This is a genomic window from Peribacillus simplex NBRC 15720 = DSM 1321 (assembly GCF_002243645.1).
GTDB classification, from domain to species: Bacteria; Bacillota; Bacilli; order Bacillales; family DSM-1321; genus Peribacillus; species Peribacillus simplex.
Map to the genome: position 1 here is coordinate 3,879,699 of NZ_CP017704.1, position 25,941 is coordinate 3,905,639.

Consider the following 25,941-nt stretch of genomic DNA (forward strand, 5'->3'; position numbering starts at 1 on the left):
CAAGATAACGTACCCATTTTTCATTAGAATAAAGAGAATAGGCCAAAGGAGGAGCAGGATGAAAGAGACATTATCAAATGATGAAGGCATGACTGAATTGAGAATTCGTGCACCAAAAGAGTTTAGTTTTTCGGAAAATCTTAAATATTTATCAAGATCCTCCAATGAATGTCTGTTTGATATTGTTGATCAAAAAATTTATCGAGCACTTGTTGTCGAAAACGAGACACTTTTAGTAGAAATCAGTGCGATGAATGAAACGGAGCTGACCGTTCGATTTCCAGGACGAACTGCACCGATGGATAATCAGGTAAAGAATGCTGTTTACCAATACGTTCGTCACTGGTTCGATCTTGAGACAAATCTGCTTCCTTTTTATGAGCTGGCCCAAAATGACCCTTTATTGCAAAAGCCGGTAAGCCAATTCTTCGGTTTGAGAAATATGGGCATCCCTGATTTGTTTGAAGCGATTGCCTGGGGAATACTTGGACAGCAGATTAACTTGACTTATGCCTATACCTTGAAACGGAGGCTTGTGGAGGGATTTGGTGATTTTGTTGAATTCGAAGGAAAGCAATATTGGCTGTTTCCAAAGCCTGATGTGATCGCGAAATTGACGGTCGAAGATTTTGTCGATTTGAGGATGACGGTGAAGAAGTGTGAATATTTAATAGGTGTTGCTCAACTGATTGCAAAAGGAGAACTTACAAAAGAAAAGCTTTTGAATGCAAAGAATGTAAAAGAGGCTGAAAAAATGCTGACCAAAATACGGGGAATCGGTCCGTGGACAGCGAACTATGTCCTGATGCGCTGTTTACGTTTTCCAGCAGCCTTTCCCATCGATGACGTCGGGCTGCATAATTCCATGAAACTGGTCATGCAAACGGAAGCAAAACCAACGAAAGCGGAAATCCGGAAACTATCGGAAGCGTGGGCCGATTGGGAATCCTATGCGACCTTCTATTTATGGAGATTGCTATATTGAATTAGTGCATACTCCTGTGTTTCGGAGATAAAACTGCAGAGTTCGTCGATATATTCCTAATTTCGGAGAAAAAACGGTAGTTTTCGTCGATAAATTGCATTTCCAGCCCAAACACCTTGAGTCCATATATCATAGCTTATTACATTCAATCTTATAGAGGTGAATGACCATGTATATGGACCCAATGTACCATTATGAAGATCAAGCTTTTCTTGAACGGCAGTTTCCCGGTCTATCCGGCTTTCCGGGCATCCCTGGTATGCCTCAATTTCCAGGTCAACCAGGACCGCCGCCGGGTTCGCAAGCACCAACAGCTCCCCCGCCAGCGTTTATCCCCCACCAGCAATCGGCTTCACCATTTGCCGTAGATCCAGGTGCCATTTCGTTTTGTCTGTTCAGGAATACTTTTATATGGCTAAACAATGGTGCGAGTTTCTGGTATTATCCCATTTTCGTCGGTCCGCGTTCTGTTGCCGGCTTCAGGTGGAATGGCAGGTTCTGGACGTTTTTTGGTATCGATACAAGACAAATCAATTCATTTAGCTGTTTTTGAAAAAATGCTCAAAGGAGATGCTTCCTTTGAGCATTTTATGTTTCAGATTGTTTTGCCTTCTTCCAATACGAAAAGGTATGGTAGCCAGACAGAAGCAGTGCTATCCAAAGATATACATCAGTAAGAGAAATGCCTATAGCTGATTGTCCACCTAAAGCGGTCAACACTCCCACTACGGAAAGGAGATACAAGGTGTAAAACACCTGCTCCTTGATTCTCGCACCATTATCGGCGTGACCATCTTTCTTAAAAAGGACACTGAGAAATAATCCTATCATAACCCCAAGAAGTACCTCGGGTGACACGATATCAGAAAGAAAAAAGACTGGAAAAAAATCGTAAATCAGCAAAAGGGTTATGATGATCATATAAATCATTTGAAAAGGATTCAAGAAATTCATTTCACCCTCCCCTTTTTGTTAAATTATACCTTGTTTTGTTACTTAAATCCTTTCATTTTTGAATGTGGCGAAATAAACGGCCAACAATGTTCAATATTTAATAGAAATGGTAAAATCATTATGCTCCTATAAAATTTAGTGAATGAAAATGAAAATAGAGGATGCTGTTGAAAATGAGGAAAGTATCGCTGGAAACCAAGATTCTCGGGTTAGTCTTATCGTTGAGCCTTTTTTTGATTATCTTATTGACTACTTCTTTTTCCTATATGGAAGGAAGGCAAATAGCGAAGGATAAAGGTCAATTGGCGTTGGAGCTTTCAAAGACGGTTAGCTTCATGCCTACCGTTACAGATGCCTTTGAAACTGATGATCCCGCTGGCATAATCCAGCCGATTGTCGAAAAGATCCGCAGGGAAACAGGGGCTGAGTTCATCGTTGTAGGGAATGCAGAGGGAATTCGCTATTCCCATCCGCTGGCTTCCGAAATTGGGAAGCGGATGGAAGGCGGGGATAATAGCAGGGCCATTCGGGAAGGCGAATATTATGTCTCCGAAGCGGCAGGATCACTCGGACTTTCCATTCGGGGGAAGTCACCGGTATTCAATGAGGCTGGAAAAATAATTGGAATCGTCTCCGTCGGTTTTTTAGTGGACGATGTCCGCGCCCAAATTTTCAAGGATTTGTCCAAAGAGATGATTGTATCTTTAGTGGCCATCATGATATCGATCATTGGCAGTTATATGCTGGCAAGGAGCATACGTAAAGATACATTGGGGCTGGAACCATTTGAAATCGCCAATTTATATAAAGAAAAAAATGCAGTGCTGCATTCGGTGAAAGAAGGGATTCTGGCCATTGACCAAAATGGGTCGATTACCTCGATGAATCAGCCGGCGAAAAAATTGCTGGATATTAAAGAGTCGGTTCGCCATTTGAACGTGGATAACGTGGATGGCCTATTTCCTTCGAAATATTTATTCGAAGTGCTGAAGTCCGGTGAACCGCAAGTGGATAAGGAGATTTCATGGAAAGACAAATCCGTTATCGTTAATTGCACGCCAATCTTCGATAGTGAAGGGGTAAGCGGTGTTGTCGCTTCGTTCCGTGATCGAACGGAAATTGAGGAAATGGTCAACACATTATCTGAAGTGAAGATGCATTCAGAGGATTTGAGGGCACAAACCCATGAATTTACCAATAAACTATACGTCCTTTCAGGATTGATACAATTAGGGGAATATGATGAAGCGATAGAAATGATTCAAAGCGAAACATCCGAATTGCATTCCCTGAACCGTGTCGTGTTCGAACAGATAAAGGATACAAAAGTACAAGCCCTGTTACTTGGTAAGATAGGGAAAGCATCGGAGAAGAAGATCATCTTTGAAATAGACGCACAAAGTTACCTAGAGAAACTGCCGGATCATATAAAATTGTCACAACTAACATTGATTCTAGGCAACATTATCGATAATGCACTTGAAGCGGTTTCAAGCATGGAAGAGCCGCGCGTGAAATTTTTCGCCACAGATATCGGAAATGATATGGTATTTGAAGTGAGTGATAACGGAAAAGGAATACCTGAGGATGCCATCGCCCATATTTTCGATCGGGGTTTCACTTCGAAAAACAGCGGAAGTCCGAGTGGTTATGGACTTTCGAATGCTGATCATGTCGTAAAAGAGCTGGGCGGCATCATCGAAGTTCAAAGCGAGGATGGAAACACCATATTCACCGTGTATCTTCCTAAAGAACAGAGAGGAGGGAAAGGATGCTGAAGATAAGAGCTGTCATCGCAGAAGATGATTTTCGTGTAGCGGATATCCATGAAAAATTCTTAAAAAACTTTGATGAAATAGAAGTGGTCGGAAAAGCTGTCAATGCCAAAAAAGCGCTTCGTATCTTGGAACAAAAAAGTCCGGATCTGCTTTTGCTTGATGTTTATATGCCAGATCAGCTTGGTACAGACCTCCTTCCGGACATACGTAAAAAATTCCCGAATGTGGATATTATCATGATTACCGCGGCAACGGATAAAGAACAACTTGAAAAGGCGCTTCACTATGGTGTAGAGAATTATTTAATTAAACCAGTGGAAATGAAGCGCTTCAACCAAGTTATCGAAGAGTATCTGAAGAAAGTCCATCTGATGAAATCCAAACAAGAAATAGATCAGGATTTTGTTGATCTCATTTTGAAAAAGGGATCTTCCGTTTCGGAAACGAATGATGGGCCGTCCTTACCGAAAGGGGTCGACGAAATTACTTTGGCGAAAGTGATCGAGGTTCTCGAAGCAAGCGATATCGGTTTGTCGGCTGAGCAAGTGAGCGGTCAGATCGGTGCTTCCAGGACAACCGCGAGACGCTATCTGGAATACTTGATATCCGTTAAGAAATGTAAAGCGGAAGTCGTATACGGGGTGGTGGGAAGACCTGAACGAAGATATTATAAAATTCAATAGAATTAAATGTGGAACACCTTCAAGATTGGAGGTGTTTTTTTATGCATGCTGTACAACGGTTAAAATGGTTTGAAAGATTTCAAAAAAAGCAATGTGAGTTAGTTTAGAAATCCTCTGCAATGCATAAAGATTTAGTCACTGTTTGCTTAATAATCGTATCTTTTCCTTAAAGAACCCGCCATTCAACCCGGGGAATGGAGTCTGGTTCACTCTGAAAAATCGCCTCCGTGAACACAATGAACACAATTAATTTAATAGTTTTAAAACACAATAAATTGAAAACGCTTACAGATAAAGTGATTTCATATACAATTTAGAAAATTAGAAAATTAGAAATTGAGGAGTGATCATATGCTCGCTTTATTAGGATACTTGATGATAGTAGTGTTTATGATTTTAATTATGACAGGGCGACTTACAGCCATGATAGCTTTGATTGCAGTACCAAGTGCCTTTGCACTTATTGGTGGGTTTGGCGGTAAAATGGGCGAAATGGCTTTGGAAGGAATCAAAGATGTGGCGCCAACGGGCATCATGATATTGTTTGCGATCCTTTTCTTTGGCATTTTGATCGATGCTGGCGTTTTTGACCCGATCATCAATACAATCCTTAAGGTTGTAAAAGGAGATCCAGTCAAAATTGCCATCGGCACGGCAGTACTGGCTTTGCTGATTTCCTTGGATGGAGATGGTACGACAACATATATGATAACGATTTCAGCCATGCTTCCGCTATATAAACGGATTGGAATGAGACCGCTAGTATTGGCCGGTATTGCTGTTTCGTCATCTGGAGTCATGAATCTACTTCCTTGGGGAGGCCCGACAGCACGGGTGATGACCGCTTTAAAACTTGAAATGTCCGATGTTTTCACACCTGTCATTCCTGCGATGATTGGCGGAGTCCTATTCGTCCTTTTCATGGCATATTGCCTGGGTAAAAAAGAAAGAAAGAGAATTGGGATCATAGAAGTCGATTATCGTGCTGTGGCACAGCATGCGGCTGCAACGGAAGATGCTTATCTTAAACGTCCTAAATTGATAATATTCAATTACGCATTGACCCTTACACTGCTGGTTGCGCTGATTATGGAACTAATGCCTTCAGCAGTCCTGTTCATGATAGGTTTTGCGATTGCCATTACGGTTAATTATCCAAAACTCAAAGATCAAAAAGAACGTGTGGCAAACTATGCAGACAATGCTCTATCTGTTATTTCGATGATTTTTGCTGCAGGTGTCTTCACTGGAATCCTTGCAGGTACGGAAATGGTCGATGCCATGGCAAACTCTTTGATTCAACATATTCCAGATCAAATGGGTGCACATTTTGCTGTGATCACAGCTATCATCTCAGCACCTTTCACGTTCTTCATGTCTAATGACGCATTTTATTATGGTGTGCTCCCATTACTTGCTAAAGCGGGAGCTGCGTATGGAATTGACCCTGCCCTGATCGGTAGAGCTTCACTATTAGGGTTGCCCGTCCATTTATTAAGTCCGCTTGTTCCATCCACCTATCTATTGGTTGGAATGGTAGGGGAAGATTTCGGTGCATTGCAGCGCACTTTCCTGAAATGGGCATGCGGATCGACGCTTGTCATGATAGTGGTATCTGTCCTATTGGGAATCATCCCACTATAAGGCTCCATTTATAAAAGAGTCCCGTTCGTCAAGATGCGAACGGGACTCTTTTATCTGCTTCAAGCGCTGAATAAATCTGGAAAAGTGAGATACATTATGTTTGTCTTCTCTTTCGCGACAAAGTTAGCTTTTTCTTTTATTGAATGCGGAATGTACGTACCTTAAGATTAAAGGAAACTATATTAATATGAAGGGAAGAGAGCAAAATGGCTCAATTTAATATAAAAGTTGCAGTTCAAAAGTTCGGTAACTTTCTAAGTTCAATGGTCATGCCGAATATATCAGCTTTCATAGCATGGGGGCTAATCACTGCCCTATTCATCCCATCTGGTTTCCTGCCAAATGAAAGCCTTGCCAAAATGGTTACACCGATGGTTACGTTTTTACTGCCGCTTTTAATTGGGTATACGGGTGGTAAGCTAATCCATGACCACCGTGGCGGCGTAGTCGGTGCCATTGCGACAATGGGCGTCATCGTTGGATCTGACATCCCGATGTTCCTTGGTGCAATGATAATGGGACCGTTCGGCGGATATGTCATCAAGAAATTCGATCAATTGATTGAAGGGAAAATAAAAGCCGGTTTTGAAATGCTGGTTAATAATTTCTCAGCAGGGATAATTGGCGGCTTATTGTCCATACTATCCTTCTTGGCCATCGGGCCTGCTGTAGACGTATTTACAGGCTGGCTTGTAGCAGGAGTCGATTGGCTTGTCGGTACAGGTTTACTGCCGTTGACAAGTATCTTGATCGAGCCTGCCAAGGTATTGTTCTTGAACAATGCCATCAATCATGGTGTATTATCACCAATCGGTGTAGAGCAAGTTAAACAAACTGGGGCTTCCATCCTGTTCCTTCTGGAATCGAATCCTGGACCAGGTATCGGCGTATTGCTTGCCTATTGCTTTTTTGGAAAGGGAACGGCGAAGAAATCAGCGCCAGGAGCTGCCATCATTCATTTCTTCGGCGGGATCCATGAAATTTATTTCCCTTATATCCTAATGAAGCCGATGTTATTCTTAGCAGTCATTCTTGGAGGCATGAGTGGGGTTTTCACATTGGTCCTACTAGGCGGAGGATTGTTTGCTCCAGCTTCTCCAGGCAGCATACTTGCCATTACAGCAGTAACTCCGCATAATGCGGGCGCATATATTGCTAACTTTGCAGGCGTGATCGTAGCGGCCCTTGTTTCATTTATCGTCGGTGCATTCATCTTAAAAACAGGAAAGCAATCCGAAGAGAATATTGAAGATGCCGCGAAAAAAATGCAAGAAATGAAAGGCAAGAAAAGCTCTGTTGCCGATGTGTTCGCTTCAGATCCGGGAACGATGCCAACAAACGTCAGCAAAATAATATTTGCCTGCGATGCTGGGATGGGATCAAGTGCGATGGGGGCCTCGCTGCTTCGCAAGAAGGTGAAGGAAGCCGGATTGAATATCGCTGTTACCAATACGGCGATTTCAAACATTCCTGCTGATGCCCAAATCGTCATAACACAGGAAGAATTAACTCCAAGGGCACAGAATAAAGTGCCGAATGCTTATCATGTATCCGTCGATAATTTCCTATCGAGCCCTGAATACGATTCATTGCTTGCACGGCTTCAGGATGACGGTACCGATGAGTTGCATGAAATCGTCGAAGATGCTGAAGAGAAGGTTCCCGGTGTTCGTGAACATTCAATCGAGCCTGGCATCAACGAGGATGAGCAGGATAATAATGAATTGCTTCGCGAAGAAAACGTCTTCCTTAATCAACAATTCGCCAATAAGGAAGAAGCGATCCGCTTTGCGGGAAGAGCTTTGGTCAAAGCAGGTTACGTTAAGGAAAGCTATATTGAAGCAATGATTGCTCGTGATGAATTGACTTCAACCTATATGGGGAATGATGTAGCCATTCCGCACGGAACCGAGGAAGCTAAGAAAGATGTCCTTAAATCTGGATTTACCGTTTTACAAATTCCTGATGGTGTCGACTTTGACGGCCAAAAGGCACGATTGATATTCGGCATTGCCGGCAAGGACGGGACACATCTTGAAATTCTATCTGGCATTGCAGTTACCTGCTCTGATATGGAGAATATCGAAAAGATGGTTAAAGCCACATCAGCCAGGGAATTGATGGATATTATAAAAGTCGAAAATAATTAAATACTCTTAACCAAGAATAGAAAAGCGTTTTACGCTTTTCTATTCAGTATTTTCTCGTGTTACTCCACCTGAAATGAGTTGGTAGCATGTATATTACTTCAAGGGAAAAATCAATCATAGAATTGATCATAAGAACTTCAGGAAAACATACAGCCTTATCCATTGCGACACAATTGAATGTTAGTGTTCGGACGGTTCAACGTGATCTGAAGTCCATAGAAAAAATCCTGCAATCATTTGAGTTGCATTTAACACGTAATACACATGAGGGACTGTCCATTGATGGGAAGAATGAACAAGTCTTTCGGCTTGTACAGCACCTTATGGGTAATCATCCGATCGATCAAACGCCACAAGAAAGAAAGTTGAATCTTATTTTAGCTCTACTGCAGGAAGAATCATATAAAACTCAAGTTCTTGCGGGTGATCTCGGTATAAGCATTACGACTCTTACAACCTATTTGGACGAACTGACTGAATGGTTAAAGTATTTTAATATCGTGATTACTAGAAAAAGGGGAGTCGGAATCGAGCTTGCTGGGACAGAAGAAAATAAACGGAAAGCCCAGGCAGCCTATTTCTTGCACTTCTTTAATGAAGAGCTGATTGAAAGTTTATTTTTGTTGCAAGAAGGAAAATTCCCAGAAGCGAAAATCCTCGGCTATTTCGATCCCGAATATCTTCTGGCAATTGATGGGGTGCTGTTTTCCACTTTTAACAGTGTCCATTCTCGTTTGGCGGATAGCGGGTATATAGGGTTAATTGTACATATTTATATAACCCTGCAAAGGAATGAAAGCCAATTTTTTTTGGAGAAGGACTTCAAGAAAATAAGCGAACTTTCCGATGAGAATAATCTCATGAATAAAATAGGCAAGGAACTCAGCACCATGCTTGAAGTCTCTTTTACCATCGATGATATAAGCTACCTCGCCGCCATCCTTAAAGGTTCCAAGCTTCATGCAGCGGATGCCGTTCCATATGACAGTGTGTTGCTTGGGCAGCTGATAAGAAACCTGATAAAAGATGTTTCGGCACAACTGCAAATCGATTTAACCAAGGATTTCCCATTGTATCAGGGGCTCCTTGCCCATATGGAACCATCGCTTTTCCGGATCAAACAGGAAATGGGGTTGTACAACCCCTTAACCGAAGATATTAAACGAAAATATCCGGTTCTCTTTTTGGCAGTAAAGACCAGTCTGGAAAAGGGATTCAAAGAAATAAAGGAATTTCCAGAAGATGAAATAGCCTTCATCGTCCTTCATTTCGGATCTGCATTAGTGCTGCGGGAGGAAGAAATATCAATAAGGGCACTCATCGTTTGCCCGACAGGTATAGGTACGTCGAAGATGCTTGCAAGCCGGATCAAAAAAGAAATCATCGAAATCGAGACTGTAGAAATCAAGACGATTAAAGACATCCAGCAGCAGGGCAGCCTGAAAAACTATGATGTGATCATTTCTACCGTCCGGCTTCCGTATATCGATAGTGATTATATCCTTGTATCCCCTCTTTTGAGTGAAGAGAATATATTGAATATCAGGAATTATTTAAGGAAGAATATCGAAAACTTCACGAAGAATAAGCGTTATGGCAGTCATTCAGCCCATAAGGATACCGTGATCAAAAAAGAGGACGGCGAATTGAAAGAAGTACTGCAGGAATTGAAAGATGCCCAGCAGAGCATCGAGTCGATCATGGATAATTTCCGGTTTTATCGGCTGCAGCATCTGAAAGGACATCCAGAAATCATTGAAGAAATGGTCAGGATCGCTGAAACGGAAGAACTGTTAAATGGTGCGGATGATGTGGTCGGATCCTTGAAGGAACGAGAAAAAAAAGGTGGTTTAGGCATTCCTGGCACTGGAATGGGCCTTTTTCATACGAGACATAAGAATGTGAAAGAACTGATATTCCAGGTGGCCCACCTGGAGGAATATCGTCTGGTCAAAGGTATGGACGGAAATGACGTCCATATGAAAAATTTACTGCTGATGCTGGCACCTGAAGAATTGAGTGTAAAGCAGCAGGAAATCGTCAGCTTAATAAGTTCAAGCTTAATTGAAAGCACTGAAGCCATCATGATTTTTTCATCTTCGGACGAAGAAATGATTAACAGAAGGCTGGAAGCCATATTTTTGGACTATTTATATACTAACTTGATAAAGGGATGATTGTAATGAAACAAGCAGTACATTTCGGTGCAGGAAACATTGGAAGAGGATTTATCGGAGCACTCTTTTCACAATCTGGATATCATGTGACATTTGTAGACATAGCGGATCAAATCATCGATCAGTTAAATGATAAAAAGCAATATCAAGTCAAACTGGCCACTGATCAACAAGAATCCGTCACAGTAGAAAATGTTTCGGGTTTAAACAGCTTAAAGCAGGAAGAGGAAATCATAAAAGCAATTTCAGAAGCAACCTACCTTACCACTGCTATCGGTCCTAATATTTTGCCACATATCGCTCCTTTAATTGCAAAAGGATTAGCTTCAAGAGTGAAGGAAACCGATGAAAAACTATATGTGATTGCTTGTGAAAACCAAATATCGGCAACAGACCTTTTAGAAGGCTATATTCTAGAAAACTTGGATCAAGATGCAAAGGAAAACCTAGCCGATAAAGTATACTTCTTTAACTCAGCTGTCGATCGTATCGTTCCTATACAAAATAACGAAGGATCACTCGATGTTTTGGTGGAACCTTATTATGAATGGGTCGTTGAAACGAATGAAAACATTCCTGCCGTTGAAGGGATGACCATTGTAAAGGAACTCGCTCCATTTATTGAGAGAAAACTGTTTACCGTTAATACAGGACATGCCGTCATTGCTTACCTCGGTTATCTCAAAAATAAAAAATCGACGATTGACCAGTCATTGGAGGACGCAGGCATTGTAGAGCAGGTCAAGAAAACCCTAGGGGAAACTGGTGCTTATTTAATAAAGCAATACGGTTTGGAGCCAGATGAGCATCAGCAGTATATCGAAAAAATCATTAATCGATTTAAAAACGCCTACCTCAATGACTCGGTGAATAGAGTCGGGCGTTCACCGCTGCGTAAGCTCGGGCCAAACGACCGTCTCGTGCGCCCTGCCGTAGAAGCTAAGAAAGCCGGACTTTCCTATACTAATCTGGCGAAAGCGATAGCGGCGGCATTACTCTTTGATTTTAACGAAGATGAAGAAGCCCTTAAACTGCAAACGATGATCAAAGAACACGGTGTAGCTACCGCACTTAAGGAAGTTAGCGGATTGGACGAAAATAGCGAAATAACCAAAGAAGTTATCAACCACTACAACAACTTGAAATAAAAGCCGAAGAACTCCTGAAATCCTTTTTCAGGAGTTTTTTCTTAATCAAAAGCCAATATAAAGAAGGAACCTAACATACGATATCCCAGCATAACCTTGAAAGCGTACAAAAAAACCTTGTAAATAGTAATCGTTACGTTTTATAATGAAAGACAGCCAAGACAAGAGTGACATTTAGATTTTTTTAAAGTGTAAATCGTAATCATTTTGATTTGTTTGGCGGAAGGGGATATTTATGTTGAGAATATAGGGAATTGCTTGAGTTTAGGGTTTACAAAAGGCCATTTAGTGCAGTAAATCGTAAAATTGGTGCATTTACTTAAGGTTTTGCAGCTATTGCACGAGATTTAGAGCAAATACTCGTGAATTTGGAGCATTTACTCGTGAGATTGGCGCAAATACTCGTGAATGGATGCTTAATCTCAAGGAGCATTACATAGTTTGATTTCGGATGAGCATTCGGCAATGCGTTACCTGGTTTGTCATGATAGTAATGCTGCATTCTAAATCGTAATCAATACGATTTTACAGCAGCCAATTAAAAATAGTTAAGGTAATGGGGGAAATATATCGTGCTCAGAAAATGTAAATCGGTTTTTATTGTATGTTTATCATTCTTTCTTTTGGCTGCTTGTTCCACAGAGTCTGCGAAAGATCAAGGGGGAGGGGAGAAGGAAGTGAACTTGCTTTTTAATTTTGCGACTAGCTCGCTTGATCCGAATGTTGATACTAGTTATGTGTCACTAAGGGCTGGGATCACCGAGACATTGGTGCATCTCAATGATGAGAATTTGACCATTGAACCTTGGCTGGCGAAAAGCTGGGATAGCAAGGATGGTCAGTTATGGAATTTCGATTTAAGGGAGGGTGTGACTTTTCAGAATGGAAAGCCGATGGATGGTAAAGCGGTGAAGGCTTCCTTGGAGAGGGCGATGAAGGATAGTCCGGCGATCAAGAATGCTTTGCGCATCGAATCGATAGAAGCGGACGGAAATGCGCTTACCATTAAGACGGAGGTTCCTTTTCCTGAGTTTCCTTCTGAATTGGTCCATCCAAATACATCGATTATTGACGTGAAGGAAAGTGACTATATAAACAAGCCGATAGGAACGGGGCCATTTGCGGTTTCGAAATTCATACCAGGTACGGCAGTTGATTTAATCCGGTATGAGTCTTACTGGGATGGAGCCGCAAAGCTTGAGAGAGCCAGGTTTTCGTTTAATGAAGATGCCAATGCCCGGTCTCTTGCCCTTGAATCGGGAGACGCCGATATTGTTTTCCGTCCGGAAGTGGAAAGCCTAGAAAATTTAGAGGCGATAGATGGTGTGAAGGTTGAATCGACTTCCACTTTCCGCGTACATCAAATGACGATGAATTTGGAACGTAAAGCATTGCAGGATATAAACGTCCGAAAGGCGATAGATGCCTTGATCGACCGTTCATCCATTGTGGATACGATTTTACATGGTCATGCAGAAGTGGCAACAGGGCCTTTTCCATCCACTTTCTCTTTTGCTCCGGACTATCTGAAAAAAGAGAATGGAATGGAAGCGGCTAAGGGGTTTCTTGATCAGGCGGGATATAAGAAAGTGAATGGTGTCATGCAAAAAGACGGCAAACCGTTAACGTTTACACTTCTTACATATAGTTCACGTGCTGACCTGCCGTTAATTGCCCAAGTTTTTCAATCGGATGCCGGCCAGTTGGGGATTGATGTGAAAATCAAGCAAATAGAAATCCCTGAAGAGTATATGGCTGCCAATCGGGATTGGGATTTAACGACCTACAGCAATTTAACGGCTCCGCGCGGGGATGCCGGTTATTATTTAAATGCTACTTATCATCCAAAGGGAGCCTTGAACTTCAGTGGGGTCGATGATGATCACCTGACGTCCCTGATTGATAAGCTGAACGTAACGGTCGGACAGGAGAAGCGCTCGGATTTAGCTGAGGAGATTGCGATGTATGTGGATGAACAAGTATATAATTCTTTCATTTTACATCCGAATACACTTGTTGCTTATGATGCCGATAAAGTTGAAAACTGGATCACTTCGAGAAGCGAATACTACATGCTGACGAATGAACTGGATGTGAAGTGAATGTTCCGCATCTTAGTCCGTCGATTCATTGAGGTCGTGATTTTTGTCCTTGTGATTACATTTATCTCTTTCCTTTTTGTTCGGCTTGCTCCAGGCGACCCGGTTCTCTCGATACTTCAAGTGGATGATGTATCGATCACAAACGAGCAAGTCAATGAGCTTCGTGAAGAATTGGGGTTCAATGATCCGCTGTTAGTGCAGTATGGAGATTGGTTTACTGACTTTATCCAATTGGATTTCGGAAATTCCTATCTGACCAATCAGCCAGTGATGGAGATGATCATGAGCGGGCTGCCTGCAACACTTGAGCTGGCGGTTGGGGCATTGCTTGTGATGCTTGGTATAGCCATTCCATTAGGTTCGCTTGCTGCATTGTACAGGGGAAGCTGGATTGATCAGATAAGCCGTGCCGTGTCTTTGTTAGGCGCAGCCATTCCTAGCTTTTGGCTGGGGCTGCTCTTGATAGATTTATTTGCGGTTCGATGGGGGGCCTTTCCAACAATGGGCAGGGACGGATTTCGTTCTTTGATTCTGCCGTCAGTCACTTTGGGGCTGGCCATCACAAGTGTGTACGTCCGTTTGCTGCGTTCGAGTTTAATAGATTCCCTAAGTCATGATTTCATCAGGGCTGCCCGATCAAGGGGGATTTCAGAAATGCGGATATTCTTTGCCCATGCATTTCGTTATAGCTTGCCCCCGGTCATTACCGTATTCGGTGTCAGCCTTGGCAGCCTGATCAGCGGTGTAGTGGTGATCGAAGTGATTTTTGCCTATCCAGGTATAGGTAAGATGGTCGTGGACTCGATTCGGTCGCGGGATTATCCAGTCATCCAAGGGTATCTGTTGGTCATGGCCATCATTGTATTCATGGTTAATAGTGCCGTGGATTTATCTTATCGCTATTTAAATCCGGAGCTAAGACTGAAGGAAAGGAAGCATGGAAAATGGAGTTAGTTATCAAAAAAAAATCCAAAAGGCGCTGGAGAATGACCGTCCTTTTTACGATGATGGCTACAGTCCTTGCCGTCGCGGCTTACACCTTAATTATTCTGAAACATGATCCGACACTGGTCAATCTGGGAGAAAGGCTATGGCCGGCAAGCATGGAACATCCGTTAGGGACGGATCATCTAGGGCGTGATGTATTGACACGTCTGCTGCTTGGCGCACAGCTGACGGTTGGCTACGGTCTTTTATCTCTGTTTGCCGCGGTTATCATCGGCGTCCCGTTCGGGGTGATTGCCGGTTTTAAAGGAGGGCTGATCGATCGGATCTTCATGCGCATTGCAGACGCGTTTCTCGCATTCCCTGATACCATCGTTGCCATTGTGCTTAGTGGCTTATTAGGACCAGGAATCGAAAATCTCCTGTTGGCGATCGTTCTAGTGAAATGGGTGAATTATGCCCGGCTTGTGCGAAGTACGGTGATCACCGAACGTCAAAAGGATTATGTCACAGCTGCTAAAATCAATGGATTAAGTTCATTTGGGATTATGCGGAAGCATCTATTTCCGCACCTTATCGGGAACGTGCTTGTCCTTTCTAGCCTCGATTTAGGAAAAATCATTTTGCTCATATCTTCCTTATCATATATCGGGCTCGGGGCGCAGCCGCCGGCACCAGAGTGGGGAGCCATGCTGAATGATGCCCGGCCATACTTTCAATCCAATATGTTGCTGATGATTTACCCGGGGCTCGCCATCGTATTTGTCGTCCTTTTATCCAACATTCTCGGTGATTATTTGCGCGATGCATTCGATGTGAAAAAGGAGGTGGAATCATGAGCGTTTTATCCGTGAGGCAGCTACATATCATGGGAAAGCAAAATCATATCGTCAAGGATCTTTCATTAGATGTGCATGAAGGTGAGTGGTTTGCGCTTGTCGGACAAAGTGGAAGCGGCAAAAGCATGACGGCCATGGCAATATGTCAGCTGCTTGCTCCCAATCTCCAAGCGAAGGGGGAAATATGGTACGGGGAAAGAAATCTATTAACGCTAACTTCCTCTGAAATAAGGAAGATTCGCGGAAAACGCCTGGCTTATATTTTTCAAGATTACCAGGGTTCATTCACACCGTTCCTTACCATCGGTCAGCATTTCGACGAATATCAGCGGACGCATTTGAATCTTTCCAAAAAGGCAAGGCGGGAGCAAGCGGTAGAGGCGCTCATATCGGTGGGCCTGAATGAAGATATCTATAGCAGATACCCTTTTCAATTAAGCGGTGGGCAGCTTCAAAGGGTATCCATTTCAATAGCCCTGCTGCTTGAACCGGATATCTTGATAGCGGATGAACCGACCACAGCCTTGGACAGTGTATCTTCCTTTAAGGTCTTACAGCTGTTATCAAAGCTCCAAAAAGAAACCGGATGTGCAGTCTTGTTCATTACCCATGATTTACGTCATGTCAGGAAGTATGCGGATCGCATTGCGGTCATGAAAGACGGAGCCATCATTGAGACCGGTGATAAAAATCAGGTATTGAATCATCCGCAGCATGCTTATACGAAAAAACTGATTCAGTCATCGCCATCATTGAGCAGAATTCCATTCAAGCTTGAAGGAGTGTCAGGATGAGTTTATTAGACGTACGAAATGTCCATAAAACCTATGATAACGGAATAGAAATACTAAGGGACGTGAATTTTAGCATCGAAAGGAAGGAATGCCTCGGATTAGTGGGAGAGAGCGGTTGCGGAAAAAGCACACTGGCAAGAATCATCCTTCAGATTGAATCCTTTGACCAAGGCAGCATCCTATTTGAAGGAACTGCGCTGCAAAACAAAAGCGAACGCAGTCTAAAACCGTACCGCAAGAACATCCAGGCTGTTTTGCAAAATCCTGCATCGGCTTTGAATCCAAAACTAAGGATAAAAGATTCACTAATGGATCCATATCTTCAATTTGGCAGCGAGGTCAATCTGAAACATTTTACATATACAAGTGAAGTGAACTTTATCGGACAGCTCCTGGAAACCGTGGAGCTTCCAAAGAGTTTTGCTGAACGTTACCCGCATGAGCTAAGCGGCGGACAAAAGCAGCGTGTGACCATTGCACGCGCAATCAGCATTGAACCGGCCCTCATTATATTGGATGAACCGGCTTCAAGCCTGGACGTGCTGTCACAAGCGGCCGTTCTGAAATTGTTAGGCGGGCTGCGGGAGACTTTGGACATTTCTTACCTTTTTATTTCTCATGATCTGTCGGCAGTACAGGAGATGAGCCAACGGATCATGGTGATGAAGGGGGGGGTTATTGTGGATTCTTTCGAAAACGAACAGCTTTTTTGCAGCGATCGCCATTCATACACAAAAGAACTGATTTCGATGTTTGAATAAGAGCTTGTGTTTATTTGAGTTTTAAATCGTAATGTTTTCGATTAAAGTGAAGTTTGATTAAGGAGGAAGTAAGGTGAACCACCGATCATATTTGGCCTTGGCCATTCCTCTGACCATATCGACGATAACGACGCCGTTGATAGGTGCGGTGGACACCGCTGTTGTGGGTCAATTACCAAACCCTGCTTATTTGGGCGGCGTGGCTATAGGTACGGTTATTTTCAATACCTTGTATTGGCTGTTTGGGTTTTTGCGGGTGAGCACTTCGGGATTTGCTGCACAAGCACTTGGGGCAAACGACGAAAAGCAAGGCATTTTAGCCTTTTTAAGGCCATTTATACTGGCGATTGTTGCCGGGATAGGATTCATCCTGCTTCAGGGGCCAATTGAACATGTTTCCTTAACACTGATGAATCCGGATGCTGACGTTCGAAGATATGCAACTGAATACTTCAGCATTCGAATATGGGGAATCCCATTCACTTTGATGAATTATGTCATATTGGGATGGCTGATGGGGATGTCCAAGATCAAGGTTTCGCTAGTTTTACAGGTGTTCATGAACCTGATGAACATCGTCTTGGATTTGCTGTTTGTCCATGTATTCGAATGGGGTGTGCCAGGAGTAGCCATAGCTACCCTCCTTTCGGAAGTGACGGCCTTTTTCATTGGACTGATCATTATTGTGAAAGCGTCGCCGCATCGAATGGAAATGCCTCCTTTGAAAGAGATGTTCGATCCGTCATCCATTAAGAAAATGATGTCGGTGAATCGGGATTTATTCATCAGGACGCTTTGCCTGTTGGCCGTTTTTAATATCTTCACGGCAAAGGGTGCCTCATATGGAACGGAGATATTGGCGGCGAATGCCGTACTCATCCAAATTCACTATATGATGGCTTACTTCTTTGACGGGTTTGCAAATGCTTCAAGCATACTTGTTGGAAAAGCGATTGGTTCTAGAGATAAGCACTTATATAAGAAGACCCTGATCCTGTCGTTGCAGTGGGGTGTTCTGTCCTCCCTGATGATTGCGGTCAGTTACTATCTATTCGGTGATTCCATCCTGTCGCTTTTCACACGGATACCAAGTGTCATTGAATTGGCAAACATTTATGGGATCTGGCTTATTTTGTTTCCACTATCGGCCAGTGTAGGTATCGTTTTCTACGGTGTTTTTACTGGGGCAACAGAAGCTGCACCGATTCGTAACTCGATGATCTATTCCTTGATTGCCTTTGTGATAACACTTTATATTTTTGTGCCGGCATATCAAAACCATGCATTATGGCTGGCCTTTACTGTATTCAGCCTAGGACGTTCGGTATTTTTGGCAATGTATATACCACGGTTAAGTAAAAAATTATTTCCTAATAGGAGTGTTCGCCTTGAAAACGATCAAATGGTCTAGAAAACAGGAAAAAATCATTCATACATATATGGATACTTATAAAATCCTACTAGAAGAAGATGATTTATCACCAAATAACGAAATCATCAATCGCGTTTTATCCGAACTGGTTTCGATGATTTCGAAACCGGTGGACCAGCACATGGCAGAAGAAATTCTCAACCATGATGAAATCCGATCGATTCGGGGTACCATGCTTGATAAGCTGACGATTGCTGAAACATTGATGGAGGATCATTATGCCAAATTATTTGTTGGCAAGGTGAACTCCCTGGATGACTTCCGTTCTTTCATTTATTGGGATAACTACAAAGAACTGATCAAAACGGAAATCAATGAATTGAAAAAGGTGAAAAATGATATTCAATCATTCGCATTTGTAGGGACGGGTCCTCTGCCATTAAGTCCATTGCTGCTTCAACGGGAGTTGGGTGCGAAAATGACATGTCTCGATATAGATGAACAAGCCCATTCACTTGGCTGGCGCATCATCCAAGAACTGGATAACGAAGGGAATTCAGAATATATCCTGAATGATCGCGCCCTTCATGACTACACGGAGTTTGATCTTGTATGGATTGCCAGCCTGGTTCCTAATAAAGAAGAAATACTGGAACGGATATTTCAGACGAACCCCGGCGCAACCGTCGCAATACGGTCCGTGGATGGCATTCATCAATTATTATATGAGCCAGTTGATGCGACAAAGTTCAGTAAAGTGGCATGTCAGGAAGTCGGAAGAACGATTGCCGATTCTTTCATCATCAATTCAACCATTTATTACACATTTAAATAGTGACACCATGGAACGAGTTGCTTCGGCAATTCGTTTTTATTTTTTGGAAAAAAAAGAAATTCCAATAAACTTACTTGACATTATAAGCTTATGAAAATATAATTACTTACATAAAGTAACCAACAAAAAGGAGAATTCATACATGAATAAAAATGATGCAGGTCAAGTTTTTTTAAGGGTGATTTTAGGTCTTACTTTTTTCATTCACGGCGTTTCAAAGTTTCAAGGGGGAATAGGAAATACGGCGGGATTTTTCGATAGCCTTGGCATTCCAGGGTTCTTGGCGTATATCGTTGCTGGAATCGAATTGATCGGAGGACTTGCGGTTATACTGGGTTTGGGAACACGAATCGTTTCCGTCCTATTTGCGGTCATTATGGCGGGAGCGATTTTCACGGCTAAATTACCTGCAGGTTTTCTAGGAAACGGGCAAGCAGCGGGCTACGAACTGGACTTGGCACTGCTGGCCATGTCTGTCTATCTAGCGTGTGCAAACCGCACAGTTCTTTCTTTGGATCATGTGATTTTCAATAAAAAAGGGAAGTGACAATATGGATAAAAATTTTCATCAAAAACCAATTACTTTTGTTGGCGATGTCAGTATAAATGTTTTGGATTTAAATAATGCCATTCTGTTTTATCAAGAAATCATCGGTCTTCAAGTATTGAAGAAAAACGACCGGCAAGCTGTTTTAACGACAGACGGAAAAACCCCGTTGCTGACACTTGAGCAGCCTGCTGATGTGATTCCGAAAGAAGGGCGGACGACGGGCTTATATCACTTTGCCCTATTACTGCCAAGCCGTGCCGATTTATCGATTTTTTTGCGCCATTTACTTCAAACGAAATATCCATTTGGAGCGGGGGATCATGAAGTGAGTGAAGCGCTGTACATTACCGATCCGGATGGCAATGGCATTGAAGTATACTCTGACCGGCCATCCACTGATTGGAGATGGGCAGATGGGGAAGTCGCAATGGGCACGGATCCGTTGGATGGGAATGACCTTCTGAATGAAAGCAATGGTGAGTGGAGCAAACTGCCTGCAGGAACCTTAATGGGGCATATACATCTGCATGTAGCCGATTTACGTAAAACGGAGGAGTTTTACATGCAAGGTCTTGGGTTTACCGTTGTGAATCGATATGGAGGAGCGCTCTTTACTTCAACCGGTGGATATCATCATCACATCGGGTTGAACACTTGGAATGGCGTTGGCGCCCCTGCTCCAAAGGAAAATAGTGTTGGGCTAAACTGGTATACTCTCGTTTTTGCAGATGAAGAAGCGAGAAACAAAGTAACGGAACAACTGAAAGAAATCGGGGCAGACGTCGCGGAAAAAGAAGGGTTTTTCGCTGTAAAAGATCCATCAGGCAATGAGATTCATTTAGTCGTCTGAAATTGTAAGAATTAATGTAGAAAGTAATGGTGGGAATAATGGGATTCTTAAGTAGATTATTTGGAAATAAAGAAACCGCGGCAGGGGAGAATGGAAAAATGACAAAAGTATTATTTGTTAAAGTGAACGATCGTCCTGCAGAGCAGGCGATCAGCTCGAAAATGTATGAAACCTTCTTAAAAGCATATAAAGAGACACACCGTGCAGATGAAGTGACCGAGCTGGATTTATTTAAAGAAGAACTTCCTTACTATGGAAATACGGCGATTACCGGGTTGTATAAACGCAACCAAGGTCTTGAACTGACAGCCGAAGAGGAAAATGCGGCGAAACTGGTTGACCAATATTTAAATCAATTCCTGGAGATGGATAAAGTGGTATTCGCTTTCCCTCTATGGAACTCAACGGTTCCTGCACCGCTAATCACATATCTTTCTTATTTGGCACAAGCCGGTAAAATGTTCAATTATACGGCGGAAGGTCCTGTCGGTTATGCTGGTGATAAAAAAGTCATGCTATTGAACGCCCGCGGTTCTGATTATGCATTAGAAGGAATGGCTTCTGCTGAAATGGCCGTGAATTTAGTGAAAAATATCATTGGCCTATGGGGGATCAACAATCCGGAGGTCGTGGTCATTGAAGGACATAATCAGTATCCGGATCGGACACAAAAAATCATCGCGGATGGTTTGGAAAACGTTGCAAAAGCAGCTGAAACATTCTGATTGCGAAGTGAAAAGAATAGCAGGCAAAGGAAGGCCCTCCATATTAATGGGGGCCTTCTTTGTGCGGGAATGATGTTATTTGACCTGATACTTTTTCAAGCGGTATTGAAGACTTTGGCGGCTAATATTCAGCGCCTTGGCTGCTTGGGAGATATTCATGCCATGTTCCTTTAATATCTTCTCCAAGTATTGCTTTTCAGTATTGGCGATATAATCATCAAGAGATAAGGTTGACTCCTGTAAATCTCCATTTGCATGATTCTCTTTTCTATCGGGATGAATGTCTTCCAAATGGGCTTTCTTCCTAAATAGAGTCGGAAGGTGGGTGATGGCAATCTTTGTATCGCCAGGTTCCATTAAATTCATGGCCCCCTCAATGATATGTTCAAGTTCCCTTACGTTCCCGGGCCAGTCGTAATCATAAAAAAGCGAGTAGACCTCTTCGCTGATCCCTTCTATATTTAACTCGAACAGCGCATTGAATTTCTCGATGAAGGATTGCGCCAGCAAAGGAATATCCTCTTTCCGTTCACGAAGAGGCGGGATGAATAACGAAACGACACTTAATCGGTAGTATAAATCCTTTCGTAAATGATCATTTGAAATGGCATCTATCGGATCTTCATTTATCGTTGCAATGACCCTAACGTCAATTTTTTTATCTTTTGTATCCCCAACACGGCGAATCGTTCTTTCTTGAAGGGCCCGTAATAATTTCGCTTGCATGTTCGGATTTAATGAGTTGATTTCATCTAGCAGGATGGTACCGCCCTGTGCCTGTTCGAATAACCCAGGCCTTTCAATCGATCCGGTGAAGGCGCCTTTCTTTGTGCCGAAGAGTATTCCTTCAATTAGACTATCTGGCAGGGCAGCACAGTTTTGGCTGATGAAAGGATGTGTCGAACGGCTGCTGCCATTATGGATGCTTTGGGCGAAGAGCTCTTTTCCGGTGCCCGTTTCCCCTACGATTAGGATGGAGGATGCCGTTCTGGTCGAGCGCTTGCTCTTTTCTATGACTTCCAAGAAATTTTCACTCGTTCCGATGATGCTGTCAAACGTATATTTGGTATCGCCTTTATTTAAGATATTATCCTTAATGATTCTTTCAAGATTCGTTATATCCTTTGCAACTTCAATTGCTCCGATGATATTTTGCTTCTGATCCAAAATCGGAAAAGTATTATTGATTGTGGTAATTTCTTGTCCAAGATTATTGAAGTAGGTCTGCTTCGAGTTCTCGGTTGGCTTACCCGAATGAAGTGCCCTTATTAATGTACTCTCCGTTTCTTCCTTGAACTTAAAGATTTCGTGAATCTTCTTCCCTAATACTTCTTCTGAATCCATTCCTTCAATTTCTGCCATTTTCTTGTTATATACAATGGTCCGCCCTTTTATATCGATTATATGTATCCCAATATCGATTACATCCACAAGCGAATGGAGGATGGTTTGGAAACCTTCTATTTTAATGATTTGATCTAAATACATGAATGCCTCCCGTTTATTCTTTTCTTAGAGCTATTGTAGTGGAATTGAAGCAAAGGCGCAAATAAAATTTGCACAGCAAGATTATTTTGCATTAAAGTGCAAAAATATTTTGCGGAAAAAGTGAAAAAACGCTGTTTTTTATGTTATTCCTAGTTGGCATGAAACTTGCATTAATAAAAAGTGTCAGGTTTAAACGACAAAAATAGGGATTAGAGCAAAAAATAATGGCATACTATGTCGATTTTGCCCCAAAAGTGCTGAATTTCATTGCATATTTCAAGAAAAAACTTTATTTTTCCGAAAAAATGAAAAGTTGGCACGGAACTTGCTTGTTAAATAGGGGAGAAGTAAAAAACATAAACTTTAGGGAGATGAGCCATAATGGTCCAAACATATAAACACGAACCATTTACTAATTTTAAAATCGAAGAAAATAATAAAGCTTTTCAAGTGGCATTGAATGATGTAGCTAATGATTTAGGGAAGAAATATCCGCTGATCATTAATGGTGAAAAAGTGTTTACTGATGAAGTCATTACCTCTGTAAACCCAGCAAATAAAGAAGAAGTTATTGGAACCGTATCCAAAGCGAATAAGGATCTTGCTGAGCAAGCGATGCAAGCGGCAGATAAGACATTCCAAACTTGGAGAAAAACGAAAGCGGAAGTGCGTGCAAATATTTTATTCAGGACTGCAGCCATCGTTCGTAGAAGAAAACACTATTTCTCGGCTCTATTGGTTAAAGAAGCAGGAAAGCCTTGGAATGAAGCGGATGCAGATACAGCGGAAGCGATCGACTTCATGGAATACTATGCACGTCAAATGCTTAAGCTTAAAGACGGCATGCCAGTGGAGAGCCGTCCGATTGAACACAATGCTTTCAATTATATTCCGCTTGGTGTCGGTGTCATCATCTCACCTTGGAACTTCCCGTTTGCGATCATGGCAGGCATGACGACGGCGGCTCTTGTTTCAGGTAATACGGTCTTATTGAAACCGGCCAGTACAACACCGGTCATTGCAGCTAAATTCATTGAAGTGTTGGAAGAAGCGGGCTTGCCTGCAGGAGTTGTGAACTTCATCCCAGGAAGCGGTGCTGAAGTTGGTGATTATTTGGTAGATCATCCTCGTACACGTTTCATCAGCTTTACCGGATCTCGTGATGTTGGAATCCGTATTTATGAGCGTGCGTCAAAAGTTCATGAAGGTCAAATCTGGTTAAAACGTGTCATCGCTGAAATGGGCGGTAAAGATACGATCGTTGTTGATAAAGAGGCTGATCTGGAATTGGCGGCACAATCAATCGTCGCTTCTGCATTCGGATTCTCCGGTCAAAAATGTTCTGCTTGTTCACGTACCGTCGTAGTGGAAGATGTATATGACCAAGTCTTGAATCGTGTCATTGAATTAACGAAAGAAAAAACAGTCGGCGAACCAACGGATGTAAACAACTTCATGGGTCCGGTTATCGATCAAGCAGCTTACGATAAAGTCATGAGCTACGTTGAAATCGGTAAAAAAGAAGGGAAACTTGTTGCAGGGGGAGAAGGAGACAATTCAAAAGGTTTCTTCATCCAGCCAACTATCATTGCCGATGTGGATGAGAACGCACGAGTCATGAAAGAGGAGATTTTCGGACCAGTGGTTGCGTTCTGTAAGGCAAAAGATTTCAGTCATGCAATCGAGATTGCCAATAATACGGATTATGGATTAACGGGTGCGGTCATCTCGAACAATATTGAACATATCGAACAAGCGCGTGAGGATTTCCACGTAGGTAACTTGTACTTCAATCGCGGCTGTACTGGTGCCATTGTAGGATACCAGCCATTTGGCGGATTCAATATGTCAGGTACAGATTCAAAAGCGGGCGGTCCTGATTATTTAGTTCTTCATCTTCAAGGAAAAACAACATCTGAAACGCTATAAATTTTAGGGGGAATCAACATGACAACATTAACGGATAAATTAATCGAGCAAACAGAACAATATGGTGCAAACAATTATAATCCACTTCCAATCGTCATTTCGAAGGCAGAAGGAGTTTGGGTGGAAGATCCTGAAGGCAACAAATATATGGATATGCTTAGTGCCTATTCAGCAGTGAACCAAGGCCACAGGCATCCGAAAATCATCGACGAATTAAAAAAACAAGCTGATCGCGTAACATTAACGTCCCGTGCATTCCATAGTGATAAATTAGGCCCATGGTATGAAATGGTTTCACGCATTACGCAAAAAGACATGGCGCTGCCTATGAATACGGGTGCTGAAGCCGTTGAAACAGCAATCAAAGCTGTTAGACGCTGGGGTTATGATGTTAAGGGAATCGCAGAAAACCAAGCTGAAATCATTGCTTGTATCGGGAACTTCCATGGCCGTACGATGGCAGCAGTGTCCTTGTCATCCGATGAGGAATATAGAAGAGGCTTTGGACCGATGTTACCAGGGATCAAGCTTATCCCTTACGGCGATCTTAATGCATTGAAAGAAGCGATTACACCGCAGACGGCTGGATTTTTAATCGAACCGATTCAAGGTGAAGCAGGAATCATCATACCGCCACAAGGATTCCTAAAAGAAGCTTCCGACTTATGTAAAGAAAATAATGTCCTATTCGTTTCTGATGAAATTCAGTCAGGACTTGGACGTTCAGGAAAAATGTTCGCCTCTGACTGGGATGGGGTAGTTCCGGATATGTACATTCTAGGTAAGGCGCTAGGCGGCGGGGTTTTCCCAATCTCTTGCGTAGCTGCAAACCGTGAAATCCTTGGCGTATTCAATCCTGGTTCCCATGGTTCTACATTCGGAGGCAATCCATTGGCATGTGCGGTTTCCATCGCTTCATTGGAAGTCCTTGAAGAAGAGAAGCTAGCGGAACGTTCGTTGGAGCTTGGACAATACTTTATGGATAGTTTAAAAGAAATCAAGAATCCAATGATTAAAGATATCCGTGGCAGAGGCTTATTCATCGGAGTCGAATTGACAGAAGCAGCAAGACCTTATTGTGAGCAGCTTAAAGAAGAAAAACTGCTATGTAAAGAAACACATGATACAGTCATCCGTTTTGCTCCGCCATTAGTGATTACAAAAGAAGACTTGGATTGGGCAATCGAACGCATAAAAAGAGTTTTATCCTAATATACCTATGAGGTGAATTC

General features: G+C 42.5%; 22 protein-coding genes. 20 read left to right on the forward strand and 2 right to left on the reverse strand.

Annotated features, from left to right (window positions below; all coding sequences use genetic code 11):
* Positions 1–58 precede the first annotated feature (58 nt).
* Positions 59–985 carry a DNA-3-methyladenine glycosylase family protein gene (locus BS1321_RS18735; protein WP_269467086.1) on the forward strand — a complete coding sequence of 309 codons (927 nt, stop codon included), beginning with the start codon at positions 59–61 and terminating at the stop codon, positions 983–985.
* Positions 986–1,154: 169 nt separating this feature from the next.
* Positions 1,155–1,538, forward strand: coding sequence for a transporter (locus BS1321_RS18740; protein WP_081112864.1), 384 nt, complete (start codon positions 1,155–1,157; stop codon positions 1,536–1,538).
* 35 nt (positions 1,539–1,573) lie between these two features.
* On the opposite strand, the gene BS1321_RS18745 is transcribed toward BS1321_RS18740, so the two are convergent.
* Positions 1,574–1,939: a hypothetical protein gene (locus BS1321_RS18745; protein ID WP_063232517.1), complete on the reverse strand. Its 366-nt coding sequence runs from the start codon at positions 1,937–1,939 to the stop codon at positions 1,574–1,576.
* Between the two features lie 173 nt (positions 1,940–2,112).
* On the opposite strand from BS1321_RS18745, the gene BS1321_RS18750 reads away from it, so the two are divergent.
* The 16 genes from BS1321_RS18750 (at position 2,113) to BS1321_RS18825 (ending at position 21,292) form a co-directional block, all read left to right on the forward strand.
* Positions 2,113–3,717 carry an ATP-binding protein gene (locus BS1321_RS18750; protein ID WP_174524158.1) on the forward strand — a complete coding sequence of 535 codons (1,605 nt, stop codon included), beginning with the start codon at positions 2,113–2,115 and terminating at the stop codon, positions 3,715–3,717.
* Positions 3,711–4,400 (forward strand): response regulator, encoded by a 690-nt coding sequence (locus BS1321_RS18755; protein ID WP_063232519.1) that lies wholly within the window; start codon positions 3,711–3,713, stop codon positions 4,398–4,400. Before BS1321_RS18750 ends, BS1321_RS18755 begins: the two co-directional genes overlap by 7 nt.
* A gap of 351 nt (positions 4,401–4,751) precedes the next feature.
* Positions 4,752–6,044, forward strand: coding sequence for a CitMHS family transporter (locus tag BS1321_RS18760; RefSeq protein ID WP_063232520.1), 1,293 nt, complete (start codon positions 4,752–4,754; stop codon positions 6,042–6,044).
* 206 nt (positions 6,045–6,250) lie between these two features.
* On the forward strand, positions 6,251–8,194 hold the full coding sequence (locus tag BS1321_RS18765; RefSeq protein WP_063232521.1) for a PTS mannitol transporter subunit IICBA: 1,944 nt from the start codon (positions 6,251–6,253) through the stop codon (positions 8,192–8,194).
* An 86-nt stretch (positions 8,195–8,280) separates the two neighbouring features.
* Positions 8,281–10,371: a BglG family transcription antiterminator gene (locus BS1321_RS18770; RefSeq protein WP_063232522.1), complete on the forward strand. Its 2,091-nt coding sequence runs from the start codon at positions 8,281–8,283 to the stop codon at positions 10,369–10,371.
* A gap of 5 nt (positions 10,372–10,376) precedes the next feature.
* Complete coding sequence (locus BS1321_RS18775) at positions 10,377–11,519, forward strand: mannitol-1-phosphate 5-dehydrogenase (protein ID WP_063232523.1); 1,143 nt, start codon at positions 10,377–10,379, stop codon at positions 11,517–11,519.
* A 572-nt stretch (positions 11,520–12,091) separates the two neighbouring features.
* Positions 12,092–13,621: a nickel ABC transporter substrate-binding protein gene (gene nikA, locus BS1321_RS18780; RefSeq protein WP_063232524.1), complete on the forward strand. Its 1,530-nt coding sequence runs from the start codon at positions 12,092–12,094 to the stop codon at positions 13,619–13,621.
* On the forward strand, positions 13,622–14,575 hold the full coding sequence (gene nikB / locus BS1321_RS18785) for a nickel ABC transporter permease (protein WP_063232525.1): 954 nt from the start codon (positions 13,622–13,624) through the stop codon (positions 14,573–14,575).
* A gap of 50 nt (positions 14,576–14,625) precedes the next feature.
* The gene (gene nikC, locus BS1321_RS18790) at positions 14,626–15,405 is read left to right on the forward strand and encodes a nickel transporter permease (protein WP_232522817.1); all 780 of its coding nucleotides are present in this window, start codon (positions 14,626–14,628) and stop codon (positions 15,403–15,405) included.
* Positions 15,402–16,199 (forward strand): ABC transporter ATP-binding protein, encoded by a 798-nt coding sequence (locus BS1321_RS18795; protein WP_063232527.1) that lies wholly within the window; start codon positions 15,402–15,404, stop codon positions 16,197–16,199. The genes nikC and BS1321_RS18795 overlap by 4 nt, the downstream gene beginning before the upstream one ends.
* Positions 16,196–16,960, forward strand: coding sequence for an ABC transporter ATP-binding protein (locus BS1321_RS18800; RefSeq protein ID WP_063232528.1), 765 nt, complete (start codon positions 16,196–16,198; stop codon positions 16,958–16,960). Before BS1321_RS18795 ends, BS1321_RS18800 begins: the two co-directional genes overlap by 4 nt.
* Positions 16,961–17,033: 73 nt before the next feature.
* A complete protein-coding gene (locus tag BS1321_RS18805) occupies positions 17,034–18,371 on the forward strand; it encodes an MATE family efflux transporter (RefSeq protein WP_063232529.1) in 1,338 nt (445 codons plus the stop codon).
* Positions 18,349–19,167 (forward strand): nicotianamine synthase family protein, encoded by an 819-nt coding sequence (locus BS1321_RS18810; protein ID WP_063232530.1) that lies wholly within the window; start codon positions 18,349–18,351, stop codon positions 19,165–19,167. Before BS1321_RS18805 ends, BS1321_RS18810 begins: the two co-directional genes overlap by 23 nt.
* Positions 19,168–19,309: 142 nt before the next feature.
* The gene (locus tag BS1321_RS18815; protein WP_063232531.1) at positions 19,310–19,714 is read left to right on the forward strand and encodes a DoxX family protein; all 405 of its coding nucleotides are present in this window, start codon (positions 19,310–19,312) and stop codon (positions 19,712–19,714) included.
* 4 nt (positions 19,715–19,718) lie between these two features.
* Complete coding sequence (locus tag BS1321_RS18820; RefSeq protein ID WP_063232532.1) at positions 19,719–20,567, forward strand: VOC family protein; 849 nt, start codon at positions 19,719–19,721, stop codon at positions 20,565–20,567.
* 38 nt (positions 20,568–20,605) lie between these two features.
* A complete protein-coding gene (locus BS1321_RS18825) occupies positions 20,606–21,292 on the forward strand; it encodes an FMN-dependent NADH-azoreductase (protein WP_063232533.1) in 687 nt (228 codons plus the stop codon).
* A gap of 75 nt (positions 21,293–21,367) precedes the next feature.
* Here the strand turns inward: BS1321_RS18825 and BS1321_RS18830 are convergent, their stop codons facing one another.
* On the reverse strand, positions 21,368–22,780 hold the full coding sequence (locus BS1321_RS18830) for a sigma-54 interaction domain-containing protein (protein ID WP_081112865.1): 1,413 nt from the start codon (positions 22,778–22,780) through the stop codon (positions 21,368–21,370).
* Between the two features lie 381 nt (positions 22,781–23,161).
* On the opposite strand from BS1321_RS18830, the gene pruA reads away from it, so the two are divergent.
* Together pruA and BS1321_RS18840 are read left to right on the forward strand one after the other, a co-directional pair.
* Entirely contained in the window at positions 23,162–24,709 is a 1,548-nt protein-coding gene (gene pruA, locus BS1321_RS18835) for an L-glutamate gamma-semialdehyde dehydrogenase (protein WP_063232534.1), read from the forward strand.
* A gap of 18 nt (positions 24,710–24,727) precedes the next feature.
* Positions 24,728–25,921, forward strand: coding sequence for an ornithine--oxo-acid transaminase (locus BS1321_RS18840; RefSeq protein WP_063232535.1), 1,194 nt, complete (start codon positions 24,728–24,730; stop codon positions 25,919–25,921).
* Positions 25,922–25,941: the final 20 nt, after the last annotated feature.